At 69.6% G+C, this 12681-nt stretch carries 21 protein-coding genes; 3 read left to right on the top strand and 18 right to left on the bottom strand.

Features of this window, described 5'->3' with window-relative positions; genetic code table 11:
• From ABY44_RS35460 to ABY44_RS35515, 12 genes are all read right to left on the bottom strand, one after another.
• Positions 1–651: DNA polymerase ligase N-terminal domain-containing protein (locus ABY44_RS35460; protein WP_431643531.1), on the bottom strand; the 651-nt coding region annotated here is incomplete at its 3' end.
• A 22-nt stretch (positions 652–673) separates the two neighbouring features.
• On the bottom strand, positions 674–1708 hold the full coding sequence (locus tag ABY44_RS35465; protein ID WP_060173588.1) for a Ku protein: 1035 nt from the start codon (positions 1706–1708) through the stop codon (positions 674–676).
• Positions 1709–1745: 37 nt separating this feature from the next.
• Entirely contained in the window at positions 1746–2249 is a 504-nt protein-coding gene (locus ABY44_RS35470; RefSeq protein ID WP_021161221.1) for a DUF421 domain-containing protein, read from the bottom strand.
• A gap of 12 nt (positions 2250–2261) precedes the next feature.
• On the bottom strand, positions 2262–2468 hold the full coding sequence (locus ABY44_RS35475) for a hypothetical protein (RefSeq protein ID WP_060173589.1): 207 nt from the start codon (positions 2466–2468) through the stop codon (positions 2262–2264).
• A gap of 140 nt (positions 2469–2608) precedes the next feature.
• Complete coding sequence (locus ABY44_RS35480) at positions 2609–2995, bottom strand: DUF3022 domain-containing protein (protein ID WP_431643532.1); 387 nt, start codon at positions 2993–2995, stop codon at positions 2609–2611.
• A complete protein-coding gene (locus tag ABY44_RS35485; protein WP_027792525.1) occupies positions 2992–3153 on the bottom strand; it encodes a DUF1328 family protein in 162 nt (53 codons plus the stop codon). Before ABY44_RS35485 ends, ABY44_RS35480 begins: the two co-directional genes overlap by 4 nt.
• A gap of 46 nt (positions 3154–3199) precedes the next feature.
• Entirely contained in the window at positions 3200–3388 is a 189-nt protein-coding gene (locus ABY44_RS35490; protein ID WP_027792524.1) for a DUF3008 family protein, read from the bottom strand.
• A 92-nt stretch (positions 3389–3480) separates the two neighbouring features.
• Entirely contained in the window at positions 3481–4914 is a 1434-nt protein-coding gene (gene rpoN, locus ABY44_RS35495; RefSeq protein ID WP_060173591.1) for an RNA polymerase factor sigma-54, read from the bottom strand.
• Between the two features lie 250 nt (positions 4915–5164).
• Complete coding sequence (locus tag ABY44_RS35500) at positions 5165–5479, bottom strand: hypothetical protein (protein WP_027792522.1); 315 nt, start codon at positions 5477–5479, stop codon at positions 5165–5167.
• A 25-nt stretch (positions 5480–5504) separates the two neighbouring features.
• Complete coding sequence (locus tag ABY44_RS35505; protein ID WP_060173592.1) at positions 5505–5816, bottom strand: hypothetical protein; 312 nt, start codon at positions 5814–5816, stop codon at positions 5505–5507.
• A complete protein-coding gene (locus ABY44_RS35510) occupies positions 5813–6055 on the bottom strand; it encodes a hypothetical protein (protein WP_060173593.1) in 243 nt (80 codons plus the stop codon). The genes ABY44_RS35505 and ABY44_RS35510 overlap by 4 nt, the downstream gene beginning before the upstream one ends.
• 189 nt (positions 6056–6244) lie before the next feature.
• Positions 6245–6550, bottom strand: a complete 306-nt coding sequence (locus tag ABY44_RS35515) for a hypothetical protein (protein ID WP_027792520.1) — start codon at positions 6548–6550, stop codon at positions 6245–6247.
• 149 nt (positions 6551–6699) lie between these two features.
• On the opposite strand from ABY44_RS35515, the gene ABY44_RS35520 reads away from it, so the two are divergent.
• The 3 genes from ABY44_RS35520 to ABY44_RS35530 all read left to right on the top strand — a co-directional run bounded on the left by ABY44_RS35520 (position 6700) and on the right by ABY44_RS35530 (position 8049).
• Positions 6700–6957 (top strand): hypothetical protein, encoded by a 258-nt coding sequence (locus tag ABY44_RS35520; RefSeq protein ID WP_027792519.1) that lies wholly within the window; start codon positions 6700–6702, stop codon positions 6955–6957.
• 89 nt (positions 6958–7046) lie between these two features.
• Entirely contained in the window at positions 7047–7478 is a 432-nt protein-coding gene (locus ABY44_RS35525; protein WP_027792518.1) for a CBS domain-containing protein, read from the top strand.
• Positions 7479–7566: 88 nt separating this feature from the next.
• Entirely contained in the window at positions 7567–8049 is a 483-nt protein-coding gene (locus ABY44_RS35530; protein WP_059693369.1) for a PRC-barrel domain-containing protein, read from the top strand.
• Positions 8050–8369: 320 nt separating this feature from the next.
• Here the strand turns inward: ABY44_RS35530 and ABY44_RS35535 are convergent, their stop codons facing one another.
• The 6 genes from ABY44_RS35535 to ABY44_RS35560 all read right to left on the bottom strand — a co-directional run bounded on the left by ABY44_RS35535 (position 8370) and on the right by ABY44_RS35560 (position 12254).
• Positions 8370–8978, bottom strand: coding sequence for a DUF892 family protein (locus tag ABY44_RS35535; protein ID WP_060173594.1), 609 nt, complete (start codon positions 8976–8978; stop codon positions 8370–8372).
• A 56-nt stretch (positions 8979–9034) separates the two neighbouring features.
• Positions 9035–9646 (bottom strand): DUF4142 domain-containing protein, encoded by a 612-nt coding sequence (locus ABY44_RS35540; protein WP_060173595.1) that lies wholly within the window; start codon positions 9644–9646, stop codon positions 9035–9037.
• 173 nt (positions 9647–9819) lie between these two features.
• Positions 9820–10386 (bottom strand): hypothetical protein, encoded by a 567-nt coding sequence (locus ABY44_RS35545; protein WP_060173596.1) that lies wholly within the window; start codon positions 10384–10386, stop codon positions 9820–9822.
• 61 nt (positions 10387–10447) lie between these two features.
• Complete coding sequence (locus ABY44_RS35550; RefSeq protein WP_027792513.1) at positions 10448–10747, bottom strand: DUF2795 domain-containing protein; 300 nt, start codon at positions 10745–10747, stop codon at positions 10448–10450.
• Positions 10748–10781: 34 nt separating this feature from the next.
• A complete protein-coding gene (locus ABY44_RS35555; protein WP_059693362.1) occupies positions 10782–11810 on the bottom strand; it encodes an SDR family oxidoreductase in 1029 nt (342 codons plus the stop codon).
• 24 nt (positions 11811–11834) lie between these two features.
• The gene (locus ABY44_RS35560) at positions 11835–12254 is read right to left on the bottom strand and encodes a BON domain-containing protein (RefSeq protein ID WP_060173597.1); all 420 of its coding nucleotides are present in this window, start codon (positions 12252–12254) and stop codon (positions 11835–11837) included.
• Positions 12255–12681: the final 427 nt, after the last annotated feature.

Genomic DNA, 12681 nt, shown 5'->3' on the forward strand with positions numbered 1-12681 from the left:
CACCGCGGCGTTCCCCTTCCCGCGCGCGGCCTGCGTGTGCCCGTCACGCACGCTGCCCGGCCGCTGCGCGACGACATCGAACGCCGCCGCATCGCGCGCGTCGTCGTCGCGTTCCTTGATCAGCAGCCATTGCTCCTGGCGCCCCTGCTGCTGCCCGCTGCGCACCAGCGCCCAGCCGCCGTGCAGCTTCGCGCCGTCGAGCCGGAACGTCAGCTTGCCGGCACGGTAGCCCGCGCGTGCCTGCGCGACGCCGCCGTCGGGCGTCCACGTTCCTTCGTCCCACACGACGACCGAGCCCGCACCGTAATGTCCGGCCGGAATCTCGCCTTCGAACGACGCGTATTCGAGCGGATGGTCCTCGACGTGCACGGCCAGCCGTTTCACCGCCGGATCGACGCTCGGCCCTTTCGGCACGGCCCACGATTTCAGCGTGCCGTCGAGTTCGAGACGGAAGTCGTAGTGCAGCCGCCTCGCGTGGTGCTCCTGGATCACGAAGCGCAGCGGCCGGGCCGTGCGCGCGGACGTTCCCGCCTTCCGCGACTGCCGCGCGACAGCGTCGGCGGGCGCGCGATGCCGTCCGTGCGCGCCCTCGGGTTCCGGCGTCGCATCGAAGCGGCGTTTGCGGCGATAGGGATCGAGTTTCGCGGCCATCGCGTCGTTCTCCGTTGCGCGATCATGCGGCGTGCTTGCGGCGCGCGGCGATCTTCTTCGCCGGATGCGCCACGGCCGTGCCGTGCTTCGCGGCCGCGCGTTTCGCGGGCGCCTTCGCGGCACCCTTTTCTGCACCCTTCGCGGCCCCTTTCGTCGGCGCTTTCGTCGGCGCTTTCGCAGCCGGTTTGCGCCGCGCACCGGCGGCACGCGAAGATGCCGGCGCCCCGGCATCCGCCTCGTCGTCCGCTTCGGCTGCCCGCGCACTGCCGCCCTTCAGGCTGCGTTTCAGCAACTCGGTCAGGTCGACCACGTTGGACGCCGCGCGCCCCGTCTGCGCGGGCCTGTCCTCGATCTCCTCGATCCGGCCCGCGCGCACCTTGCGTTCGACCAGGTCGAGGATGTCGTCGCGAAACGTGTCGTGATACTCGTCGGGTGTCCACGAACCCGACATGTCGTCGATCAGCTTCTTCGCCATCGCGAGTTCGCGCGCACTGACGCCCGCGCGCTTCGCATCGCCGGCCGGCACCGACAGTTCGTCGAGCGGACGCAGTTCCTCCTGCCAGCGCAGCGTATCGAGCGCGAGCAGCGGCCCGACCGGAATCAGCGCGCCGAGATGCTGACGATCGCGCATCACGACGTGCGCGATGCCGATCTTGCCGCTGTCCTTCAGCGCATCGCGCAGCAGCGCGTAGACCTTTTCGCCCTTGCGGTCCGGCACGAGGTAGTACGGCGTGTCGAGATACAGGAACGACACGGCGCCTTCGTCGACGAACGTGACGATGTCGACCGTCTGCGTCGATTCGGGGTTCGCCGCGCGGATCTCGTCGTCGGTCAGCACGACATAGCGCTCCTTCTCGTACTCGTAGCCGCGCACGATGTCCTCGCGCGTGACTTCCCGGCCGGTGCGCTTGTTGATCTGCCGATAGCCGACCGGGTCCATCGAGCGCCTGTCGAGCAGGCGGAACGACGGCTTCACCGTACGCGTGGCCGGGAACAGCTGCACCGGCACGTGAACGAGCCCGAAGCTGATCGCGCCTTTCCAGATCATCCGTGCCATCGATGCCCTCCTTGCGGCGTGTGTGGTCCGGCGAAAGTCACGGCCTGCGGCAGCGGCTGCGCCGCACGATGCTGACGTGGCCGTTGCGCTCCAGGATCGCCGCATCGACGTCGGACAGGTCGGTCGCGCCGAGCGCCTGCCGCACGCTTTCGCGGATGTCGGTCGGCGTGAGCAGCGCGGCGCGCATCTGCGCGTCGTCGAAACGGCCGTTGCGATACACCTCGCGCTCGACGCCCACCAGCAGCCGCTCGAGCCGGCGCGAGCGCACGCAGGCCCAGCCGATCGCGCGATGCAGCAGCGCGATCGCGAACGACGCCGCGACGGTCGCCACGAACGGCGACGCACCGACCACCGCGCGGCTCAGGATCGCGCCGAGCAGGATCCCGACCACGTAGTCGAACGGCGAACGCTGGCCGAACGCGCGCCGCCCGGCGATGCGGATCAGCACGAGCGCGACCAGGGACACGACGATCGCACGCAGCGCCATCTGCCCGGGGCCGAGCATCCGGCCCTGTCCGAACAGCGCGACGACGATGTCCATGATCGCGCGGCGCTAGGCCGGCAGCGCGGCGGCCTGAAGCGCGTCGCGCATCTGCTCGACGGGCGCCGGGCGCGCGCCGGGCGTTGCGATCCGCGTGACCGGGCGGGTACACGGCGCTTCGTGGTCGGGCCGCGAGCGGTGTTCGCCGGGCCGGCGCGACTTCGCGCGGTCGGTCGACTGCGCGGGCGCGGTGTTGCCGGCGGATGGGGAACGGGTCATCGACAGATCCTCGTTGCATTCGAATGAGCAGCCGGACGGGCAGCCGCCACGCAAACCGCCGCGCCGCGGCGCTGGCATGCGGACGGCAGCGAAAACCGGTACGACGGGCCGCGATCGCGCCCGCGACGCCGGCTGCGAATTCAGGGCGCGGCCAGCGCCGCGTCGAATTCGGCGCGTGTCACGTCGAGCGTCACGCTGCATTCGATCGCGGCATCCTCGACGCGCGGCTTGCGCTCGTCCACCGCGCGCCGCGCGCGGTCGCACAACTGCGTGCGCACGCGCAGCCGGTCGGCCGCGTCGAGCAAAACGTAGCGATCGACGACGTCGGGATCGAACCGCAGGTCGACCGCGCAACGCAATTCGCGCGCGTCCTCGTCGGACGGCACGCGCACCCACGACACCTGGATCGTCAGGCCGCCGGATGCGTCGTCCGCGCGCACGACGATGGTCGACTGCGACGGAAAGCCGATCGCGAGCGCGTGTTCGAGTTCGGCCACGCGCTGCGACCGGTCGGGCGCGGCACTCATCGTCGCACGACGCCCAGCAGCAGCGTGACCAGGAAGATCACGACGAAGATGTAGAACAGGATCTTCGCGATCTCGGCCGCGCCGGCCGCAATCCCGCCGAAGCCGAACACGGCGGCGACGATCGCGATGATGAAGAAGATGATGGCGTATCGAAGCATGGAACCCTCCTGGATGACAGCGGTCGTCACCAAACGTCGTCGTCGGTCACGCATCGTGCTTGTGTTTCGGTTTGCCGCGTACGGGCGTGGAAGCCATTTTCTCGAGCTCTTTCTCGCTCATCGACTCGGCCATCGACTTCGCCGGCGGTTTGAGGTCCTTCATCTTCGTTTCACCGCGCTTCGCCGACAGCGCCGCGCCTGCGGCACGCTGCTGGGCCTGGGATTTTGCTGGCATGGTTGCACTCCTGTCGTGGATGGATGCGCGGGCCGACACGACGGGCGGCGCCGCGCGCGGTCGAAGATCGGTTCGGCGGGCAAGCCGTCACGTCACGCGGCATCGCGACGCCGCAGGTCGGCCGCCGGAATCTTCATCGCCTGCCGATACTTCGTCACCGTACGACGCGCAAGAAGAATGCCGCGGCCCGCGAGGTTCTCCGTGAGCGCGACGTCGGACAGCGGCTCGGTTTGCCGCTCGGCCGCGATCATGTCGCGGATCAGCACCTTCGCCGCCGACGCCGAGCACACGCCCTTGCCGGCCGCCTCGAGCTTGCGCGGGAAGAAATGCTTGAACTCGAACGTGCCGTGCGGCGTGGCCATGTACTTGTTGCCGGTCGCGCGCGACACGGTCGATTCGTGCAGGTCGAGCTCTTCCGCGATGTCGCGCAGCACGAGCGGCTTCATCGCGATCTCGCCGTAACGAAAGAAATCGCGTTGCCGCGCGACGATGCATTCGCCCACGCGCTGGATGGTGTCGAAGCGCTTCTGCACGTTGCGGATCAGCCAGCGCGCTTCCTGCAGCTGCTGGCCGAGCGGCGAATCGCGCTCGCCGCTCGACTGCGCGAACAGCGTCGCGTAGCGCTCGTGCAGGCGCGCGCGCGGCAGCACGGCCGGGTTGATCGTCACGATCCATTCGTCGCGCACCTGGCGCACGATCACGTCGGGCACCACGTAGTCGCCGCGCGTGCTGCCGTAGTGACTGCCGGGGCGCGGGTCGAGCCCGCGCACCAGCGCGCAGGCGGCGTGCATCGTCTGCGGGTTGCAGCCGAGACGCCGCTGGATCTCCGCCGTCTCGCGGCGGGCGAGCCGTTCGAGATGCTCGTGCGCGATCGCCTTCGCTTCCGCGAGCGCCGGCGTACCGGCCGGAATCGCGTCGAGTTGCAGCACGAGACATTCGGACAGCGAACGCGCCGCGATCCCCGGGCGGTCGAGCATCTGCACGAGCCGCAGCGCGATCGCGAGATCCTGCTCCGACAGCAGCAGCGCCGGATCGGCCGCGACCCGCAGCTCGGCGAGCTCCTGGCGCAGATAGCCGTCGTCGTCGAGCGCGTCGATCACGATGCGCGCGGCTTCGCGATCGCGCCTGTTCAACGGATACAGCCTGAGCGCGTCGTGCAACTGCTGATGCAGCGACGGTTCGGCGGCGATCCATTCGCCCGGCGACAGGCCGTCCGCATCGTCGCCCTGGCGGTTCGTGCCGCGCGGCGCGGGCGCCGCCGTCAGCGGCACCTCGCCGTCGGGCGGCCGGACATCCTCGGGCTCGGGCGCCGCTTCGGGCGCGGCCGCTTCCGCCGGCTGCTCCGGCGCGCCGTCGGCGGCTTCCTCGTCGCCCGGGCCGTCTTCGAGAAACGGGTTCATGTCGAGCGCCTGCCGCAATTCCTGTTGAAATTCGAGCGAGGACAACTGCAGCAGCCGCAGCGACTGCTGAAGCCTCGGCGTAAGTGCCAGATGCTGTCGCATCTGCAACGCAAGCGAGACGGGCATCGAAAGCCTCCTGATTATTCGGTTCGCGTTAGGTCGTCTGCACGACTTACGCAGCTTTCGTGCCAATTCGGCGAAGCGCGTCGCCTCGCAGTTCTCGCGGGTCCGCACCCCGCTTCGACGCTGGCCGGGGCCGCTTTTTTACAAGCCCGCGGCAAGTTTTGGGGCACGCCATTCGCTCGTCCGGAAGGGCATCCGGATGTGCCCCCCGAACGCCGCCACCTGCCGTACGTGATGCGTGGAAAACGCTCGATCAGTACTGCATCGGCGGCGGCGTGCCCGGCAACGGCCGGTCGCCCTGCGCACCGTTCGGACCCGGCGGCGGGACGTCGGCCGGTTCACCGCCGGCCGCGCCCTGCGGCATCATGTTGCCCGGCGACGGACGCGTGTCGTAGCGCGTATTCGCGTCCGGCATCGTCGTGGTCGACTGCGCGCCGCGGCCATCCGGCGGTGCGGGCGGCGCCCCGTGCGCACCGTAGGGGCCGTTCGTCGGTTGCGTGCAGGCGGCCAGCGCGCACGCGGCGGCGAACGCTAGGGCGCCCGCGCGTATCGTCTGGATCGTGTTCATCGAATACCTCCGTCGGATCGATGGCTCAGAGCCGGTTGAAATGAAAATCGCCGGCATAGGCGGTCGGCGTGCGGCGCGCCATCATCGTGTCGAATTCGGCCGCGACACGCGCGAGCGTGCCGCGCTGCCGTTCGATGCCGGCCCGCTCGAGCGCGGCGAATGCGTCGGCGTCGAACGTCACCGACAGCGACGCCGGATGGCCGTCGACGCGAAAGCCGATATGCAATGCACCGGCCGGCCGCTCCTCGATGTGGAACGGCATCGCGCGCGCTTCGAAATGGCGGCCGAGCGTCTCGGCGATCTCGCGCAGCACGCCGGGTTTCACGCGGACGCTCATCGCCGCGCCTCCGCATGCAGTCGCGTTATCCCGCCGACCGACGGCGCATGCACGGGCGGCTGCCGCGACGGCGGTTCGCGCTCGGGCGGCGCAGTCCCGGGCGGATCGCCTGCCGGTTGCCGGTGCGGTTCGGGCACGTCGGGCGGCAAGTCGTCGGGATCGGGGTCGTCGGGGTCCGGCTCGAGGTCGGGGAACGGCGGGATGGGCCGCTGCAGCCATTGGGCGGGATCGTGTTTCATCGGCATTCCATCAGGGCGGGTTCGGATCGGCATCGTGTGCGGCGGTCGTGACTGGATACGGAAGTCCCGCAATGCGCATGCCGTCCGGTCGCGACGCCCGCATGCGGTCGACGGCGCGAACCCGCGCGGCCCCATGCGACGCGTCGTGCCTTCGCTACACCGCTCGCTGCAAATCTTTCAAGCACGTCGTTATGCGTCGTACGCGGCCATCACGAGCCACAGCTCGCGGCCGTTGTCCTTCACGCACGCCGCCAGCGCATACGAATCGGACGGCTCGCATGCGCGCTGCAGCGCGAAACGCGCCGGTTCGGTCGAACCGAACGTCTCGTCGCCCAACGGCCGCACGTCGGCCTTGCCCTCGAACATCCGGCGCTCGGGCCGGTAGATCAGCGGTTCGTGTTTCCATTCGTTGAAATGGCTCTTCACCGAATCGAATCCGCCGCCGCATACGTTGATCTCATAACGCACGCCTGGTCGTCGTTTCGGAATCGTCATCGTGCCTCCGCTCGAAATGCGCACGGCAGGCACCGGTCGGGCCGCGCGTCGTCATCGCAGTCGATACGGCAAGTCGTGTGCCGCGTCCGCGAGCCGGGCACGGCCGTTGCGGCCATCCCGGCTCCTCGTCACCGATACGGAGCCTCGCGATGAAGGATTCGACCCGGCCCGGCCACGACGCGCCGGCCCACGAGCGGCATCCCGACCCGACGCCGCCGCTGAAGCACCAGGACCGCACGCGCACGCGCCATTCGGAACGCCATATCGACAAGCAGCTCGAGGACACGTTTCCGGCAAGCGACCCGCCGGCGACCGGCGGCGTCACGCGGATCGAACCGGACACGCCGCCCGGCACGCACGACGAAGGGCCGTGGCGGAGCCCGCGCGAACGCGACGACGGCGCGTGATGGAGCCAAGCGAACCGCGCGTGCAGGAAGGCACGCGGCTTGCGGACTCCACCGACGAATTCGCCATCCCCACCTGCAAGGAGGAAGTCATGCATCGCGTCAACGAAATCATGTCGCAGGACGTCGTGCGCATCGCGCCGACCGACTCGATCCGTCATGCCGCGCAACTGATGGAGCGCTACGACATCGGCGCGCTGCCCGTGTGCGACAACAACCGGCTGATCGGGATGGTGACGGACCGCGATCTCGCGGTGCGCGCGATCTCGGCCGGCAAGCCGCCGGAAACGCGGGTCCACGAAGTCGCATCGGGCCCGATCGAATGGTGCTTCGACGACGATTCGCTCGACGAGATCCAGCACTACATGGCGGACGCGCAGTTGCGCCGCCTGCCCGTCGTCGATCACGACAAGCGGCTGGTCGGCATGCTGTCGCTCGCGGACATCGCGACGCGCTCGGCCGGCCCGGCGCGCGACGACGTCGCGAACACGCTCGAAGGCGTGTCGCAACCGAAGCAGACGTGACGGCGCGATCCTTGCGCCGCACGCTACCCGCGCGACCCGCAGGGCCCGCCCCGGGCACCGTCGCGCCCCACGCAGCCTGGAGGAAACCATGCACACTTCCGATCAAGGTCAGACCCGCATCATCGGCAAGGGCGCCGCAACGGCGGCCGGCCCCGGCCCCGACGTGATGGCGGCCGATACGCTGGAAGGCGACAAGGTCTATACGACCGACGGCGACGACGTCGGCAAGATCAAGGACATCATGCTCGACGTGCGCTCAGGCCGCGTCGCCTACGCGGTGCTGTCGAGCGGCGGCATCCTCGGCATCGGCGACAAGCTGCACGCCATTCCGTGGAGCGCGCTCACGCTCGACACCGAACGCAAATGCTTCCTGCTGTCGGTGTCGTCCGAGCGCATCCGCAACGCGCCGGGGTTCGACAAGGACCACTGGCCGGCGATGGCCGATCCGCAATGGGCCGAGCCGCTGCACGAGTTCTACGGCAGCGCGCCGTACTGGAGCGGCGGCGACGAACTCGGGCTGACCGACCCGACCGAGGAACTGAACGATCCGCGCGCGCGCGACCGTCACTGATCGCACGACGATGCGGCGCCGGTTCGCCGGTGCCATCCGCTTTCCTTTCTACACGCCCCGCTCGCGCGGGGCGTCTTTTTTGCAAGCTGGGACGGCGGAAGGTGAGGTGCGTTACGTGCGTTCAGTGCGCTACGGCACCGCTCCGATCGCGCTGGAGAACACGCGCGATGCCGGGCGGTGGCCGGATCGTCGCCGGGGTCGGGTTGCATCGCGCCGCTCCTTTCTTCTGTCGCCGGAACCGATCGCCGTGCAGCTCGCGGCGGCCATCATCGTGCGCCGCAACCGGGAGCGGCAACGCCCCGGCCGCGGCCCCGTTGCCGTCACATCATCTTGCCGCGCGAGCGTTCGGCGCGCGCCGCCTCCGCCGCCGATTCGACCTTCTTCACTTCCTCCGGCGGCGGCAGCACGGCCTTGAAGCCCATCGATTCGATCCACATCTCGCGCGCCCAGCCGCGCGTGTGATACAGGTGGTGATCCTCGTCGGCCTCGACCTCGTCATGCGCGTCCTTCAATGTCTTCGCCGCATCGCCCGACAACTGGTCAGCCGCGTAGCCGATCAGCTCCCAGTTCAGGTGGTCCTTGGTCTCGGCGAGCACCACGCACTCCGCCGCGACGACCTGCGCGACGGCCGGATCGGCCTGCTTCCGCGCCTGCTCGATCACGTGGACCAGCGCCTTGCCGGTGGCCGCGACCGCGCTGCGTCCGGGCGACTGCGCATCGGGGTCCATGCCTAACGTCTCGAACACCTTGCGCAGCACTTCCTGATGATGCTGTGTCTCGCGGTGGTACTTCTCCCATTCCTTGTGCAGATCGCCGTCGGTCGCGCACTGCAGCGCGGCCTCGTAGAGCTTCGCGCCGCCAAGCTCGGTTTCGTATGCCTGACAGAGCAATTCGCGGATGCCTTCGTGTTTCGGTTGCCGATGGGCCATGACTGCCTCTCCGAAAAAAACGGGCCGCACGCGGCCCGGGGTTGAACGGGCACGCGTTACCGCGCGCCCACCTTGCGTTCGAGCGCCTGCGCCATGCTCAGGTGATGCCTGAGCGTCGGCAGCGTGGCGCTCGCGAATTCGCGCAGCTGCGGGTCCCTGCCGTCGCGCGCCTCGCCTTCGAACAGCGCGACGGCCTTGCGGTGTGCGTCGGGGCCGACCGCCGCGACATACGCGACGTCGAAGTCGCGGCCATTCTTGCCGCGCAGCGCCTCGACGTCGGGGTCTGAAATCTGTTCGACCTGCGGCTTCATGCCCTTGCGCGCGGCGAGCTCGGTGAGCCGTGCATTCGCCTTGCCGTGATCGCTCACCATCTGCTTCGCGAAAACGCGCACGTCCGGCGACTGCGCCTGCTTCAGCGCGAGCTGGCTGGCCTGCACCTCGGCCTTGCCGGCGATCGCGGCCTTGTCGATGAATTCCGCGTCACCGCCTTGCGGGGCCTTCGCGATCCGCGCGTCGCCCGCGCCCGCGCCCGACGATGGATTGATCACGCCACCCGGCACATGCGAATTCGATGCGGGCGGCTCGCTCGGCGCCTGCGCGCCGGCGAGTCCCGATACGGCGAGCACGCCCGCGGCAAGCGCCGCGGTCGTCCAGTTCGGATGTTTCATCTGCCTTCTCCTTGCACTTGCGTGGAAGCGGCCGCCGATGCCCACCGACGGCCACCGATCGCCTTCAGCCGCCGACGATCGAGCCGCCGTTCGGGTGCAGCGTCTGCCCCGTCATGTCGCTCGCGCCGTCGGCCACGGGCGCGGCCTCGCCGGCGAGCCTGCCGCTGCCCATGTCACCGGCCGCGTCGTCGTGCGGCTTCGTCCGGCCGGCGCACCGGATCGAAATCGCGCCACTTGCCGTCCTGCCAGTCGCCGTCGACGCGCTCGATCGACTTCGCGCCCGTCGCGCGCAGCACGTCTTCCGCCGTGGCGGCCGTGTCCGGCGTCACATGCGCGGCGAGGATCACGCCCGTCTCGCTTCGTGCAAGCGTGCCCTTGCCTTCGTCCTGCTCGCCGCGCATCCGGCCGAGCGCACCGCCCAGCGCGCCGAGGTACGCGCCGGCCAGTGCGCCCGCCGCCGGCACGAACCAGTAGCGCACGCCCACCGCATAGACGGCCACCCCGACGATGGCGCCGATCAGCAACCCGCGCATCGCGCCGACCATCGCGCCGCGCCCGCCGGGTTTCGCCGCCGTGTCGGCGTAGACGTCGCCGCCGATCGGAAAGCGCGCGTGCTGGCCGCCCGGGTTCAGGAAGAAAATCGACACGTCGTCCGTGCCGAACGCGCGCTCGTAAAGGCTGCGCGCCCCGCTCTCGGCTTCATCGAACGTCGTGAAGCGGCCTGCGACGATCATCGCCATGCTCGTGCTCCTTGTCGCGGTACGCCGCGCGCGAGCGCGCACGGCACGATGGCGGCACGGCTCACATCAGCCGCCCGAGCTCCTTCGACACCGATGCCGGCGTGTCGTATTCGCGATCGGGAATGCGCGTGAGCATGTCGAGCACGTCGTGGGCCGCATGCGAGCGTTGCGCGCATTCGACGATGGTCGCCTTGCTGGCCGGGTAGTCCATGCCCTTCAGCGCCTTCTGCACGTCGACCGGGCCCGGCGGCTTGCCGTGGCCGGTCTGGTGCCCGCCCTTGTCGTGGTCCTGCTGCGCGCGCTCGCCTTCGTGCGCGCGGGCGCGGCTGAGTTCGTGGCCCGTGTGTTGTCGGGATGTCATCGAAACCTCCTTGATCGAATGAACGGAAACGGCATCACGCGGGCCCGCGGCGCGCACGCGCAAGCGCGGCGAACACGAGCGCCGCCGCGCCGAGCGCGACCGCGCCGGCCATCTTCGGCCGCTGCACCACCGTGTTGTATGCGCAGCTGCGCAGCACGGGGCCGTCCATCCCTTCGCGCTCGTGCAGCGCATGACGCGAGTCGTACAGCGCGTTGTCGTCGCGCGGGCGCGCGGGCCGCACCGTGCGCTGGCCGCGCGAGAACAGCGTGGCCGCGACACGGTCGAACAGGCGCGGCGCGTGATACGCGCTTGCCGACGTCAGCTTCGCGGCACCGCCGACGAACAGCGTGCGGCGCGGATGGGCGGCCGCGAACAGGATCGCGTCGGCCACGAGGTCGGGGTCATAGATCGGCGGCGGCAGCCTCGGCTCGACGTTCATGTAGTTCTTCGCGTGCATCACGAACATCGTGTCGATCGCGGCCGGCTTGATCAGCGTGACCGACACCGGCAGGTGGTCCGATTCCATCTCGAGCCGCAGCGAATCGGTGAAGCCCTTCACCGCGTGCTTCGACGCGGCGTACGCGCTTTGCAGCGGCACCGGCGCATCGGATGCCTCGCTGCCCATGTTGACGATCGCGCCGCCGTGGAAATCGCGCTTGCGGCGAAAGTGATCGGCCGCGACGAGCGAGCCGTGCACGACGCCCCAGTAGTTGGTCTCGAACAGGCGGCGCTGATCCTCGAGCGGCACCGCGGCCGCCGTGCCGAAGATCGACACGCCCGCGTTGTTGACCCAGGTGTCGAAGCCGCCGTAGGTGTCCGCCGCCTTCGCGGCCGCGCGCTGCACGTCCTCGAGGTTCGCGACGTCGCCGGCGACCGGCACCGCGAGGCCGCCGTGCTGGCTGATTTCCTCGCACAACGTGTTCAGCGCGCCCTCATTGCGCGCGAACAGCACGAGCTTCGCGCCGCGCCGTGCGGCCTTGCGCGCGGTGACGAGGCCGATGCCGCTCGTCGCGCCGGTGATCACGATCGTCTGCTCGCCGACCGGTTTGAGCATGCAGTTCATGACGGAACTCCTGTTGCGGCAACGTTACTTGGCCCGGATGGTCAGCTGGTCGCGCACGTCCTGCACGCCGTCCACCTGCTTCACGACGCCGACGGCCTGCGTGCGCTGCTGTTCGTCGGGCACGCTGCCGGTGAGCATCACGATGCCGTGCCGCGTCTTCACGTGGATGTCGCCGGACGACAGGCCGCTCGTGCCGACGAGCTCGGCCTTCACCTTGGTCGTGATCGTCGCGTCGCGGATCTTCCTGCCGGTCGTCGAATGCGACGACGTGGATGACGATGACGACATGGATGACGACGCGGCGCTGTCGTCGCCGGCGGCGAACACGTTCGGCACGGCCGTGACGCAGGCGCTAGCCGCGACGATCGCGATCGCCATGCCGACACACTTCGCGCGATGGCGGCGGATGTGCAGGGAGCGGGCTTGCAGCTGGAATACCTTCATCGTGACCTCCTTTCGTCGAGCCGGCACGGCCGGCGGGCGGACATCACGGGCGCAAACCGCGTGCCGCGGCAGCGCCGCCCGGTGCTGGCGGCAATCGCCGGCCGGACGCGCTTTCATCCAATGCGTTGTAATTTTTTCGGCATGGCGGCCGGCGGTTTCCCCCGCAGCGGTGCGGGTATGCCGCTTGCCGACCGGCGGCTGCGTCGGCCCGTTTGCGCGGGCCGGACCTCAGGGGCATCGCCCGGCGAGGAGGCGCGCCGGTCAGTGAACACGTATCGCGGTTGCGGGGAGCCGGCGGTGTGGACGCGGGCGGGAGGATTCAAGTTGCGGACGTTGCGAAGCAATCTGTGGAGCACGACATCGGCCACGATGCCGTGGCGTACTCGCGCACCGCGACGTAAACGCTCAATGGAGGACTGCGATATAA

This window comes from Burkholderia sp. ZZQ-2, from assembly GCF_050768715.1.
GTDB lineage: Bacteria > Pseudomonadota > Gammaproteobacteria > Burkholderiales > Burkholderiaceae > Burkholderia > Burkholderia cepacia.

Bases quoted from the DNA above. Each gene is read 5' to 3' on its own strand.
- ABY44_RS35465 (WP_060173588.1), bottom strand. From the start codon at position 1,708: ATGGCACGGATGATCTGGAAAGGCGCGATCAGCTTCGGGCTCGTTCAC.
- ABY44_RS35470 (WP_021161221.1), bottom strand. From the start codon at position 2,249: ATGGACATCGTCGTCGCGCTGTTCGGACAGGGCCGGATGCTCGGCCCC.
- ABY44_RS35475 (WP_060173589.1), bottom strand. From the start codon at position 2,468: ATGACCCGTTCCCCATCCGCCGGCAACACCGCGCCCGCGCAGTCGACC.
- ABY44_RS35480 (WP_431643532.1), bottom strand. From the start codon at position 2,995: ATGAGTGCCGCGCCCGACCGGTCGCAGCGCGTGGCCGAACTCGAACAC.
- ABY44_RS35485 (WP_027792525.1), bottom strand. From the start codon at position 3,153: ATGCTTCGATACGCCATCATCTTCTTCATCATCGCGATCGTCGCCGCC.
- ABY44_RS35490 (WP_027792524.1), bottom strand. From the start codon at position 3,388: ATGCCAGCAAAATCCCAGGCCCAGCAGCGTGCCGCAGGCGCGGCGCTG.
- rpoN (WP_060173591.1), bottom strand. From the start codon at position 4,914: ATGCCCGTCTCGCTTGCGTTGCAGATGCGACAGCATCTGGCACTTACG.
- ABY44_RS35500 (WP_027792522.1), bottom strand. From the start codon at position 5,479: ATGAACACGATCCAGACGATACGCGCGGGCGCCCTAGCGTTCGCCGCC.
- ABY44_RS35505 (WP_060173592.1), bottom strand. From the start codon at position 5,816: ATGAGCGTCCGCGTGAAACCCGGCGTGCTGCGCGAGATCGCCGAGACG.
- ABY44_RS35510 (WP_060173593.1), bottom strand. From the start codon at position 6,055: ATGAAACACGATCCCGCCCAATGGCTGCAGCGGCCCATCCCGCCGTTC.
- ABY44_RS35515 (WP_027792520.1), bottom strand. From the start codon at position 6,550: ATGACGATTCCGAAACGACGACCAGGCGTGCGTTATGAGATCAACGTA.
- ABY44_RS35520 (WP_027792519.1), top strand. From the start codon at position 6,700: ATGAAGGATTCGACCCGGCCCGGCCACGACGCGCCGGCCCACGAGCGG.
- ABY44_RS35525 (WP_027792518.1), top strand. From the start codon at position 7,047: ATGCATCGCGTCAACGAAATCATGTCGCAGGACGTCGTGCGCATCGCG.
- ABY44_RS35530 (WP_059693369.1), top strand. From the start codon at position 7,567: ATGCACACTTCCGATCAAGGTCAGACCCGCATCATCGGCAAGGGCGCC.
- ABY44_RS35535 (WP_060173594.1), bottom strand. From the start codon at position 8,978: ATGGCCCATCGGCAACCGAAACACGAAGGCATCCGCGAATTGCTCTGT.
- ABY44_RS35540 (WP_060173595.1), bottom strand. From the start codon at position 9,646: ATGAAACATCCGAACTGGACGACCGCGGCGCTTGCCGCGGGCGTGCTC.
- ABY44_RS35545 (WP_060173596.1), bottom strand. From the start codon at position 10,386: ATGGCGATGATCGTCGCAGGCCGCTTCACGACGTTCGATGAAGCCGAG.
- ABY44_RS35550 (WP_027792513.1), bottom strand. From the start codon at position 10,747: ATGACATCCCGACAACACACGGGCCACGAACTCAGCCGCGCCCGCGCG.
- ABY44_RS35555 (WP_059693362.1), bottom strand. From the start codon at position 11,810: ATGAACTGCATGCTCAAACCGGTCGGCGAGCAGACGATCGTGATCACC.
- ABY44_RS35560 (WP_060173597.1), bottom strand. From the start codon at position 12,254: ATGAAGGTATTCCAGCTGCAAGCCCGCTCCCTGCACATCCGCCGCCAT.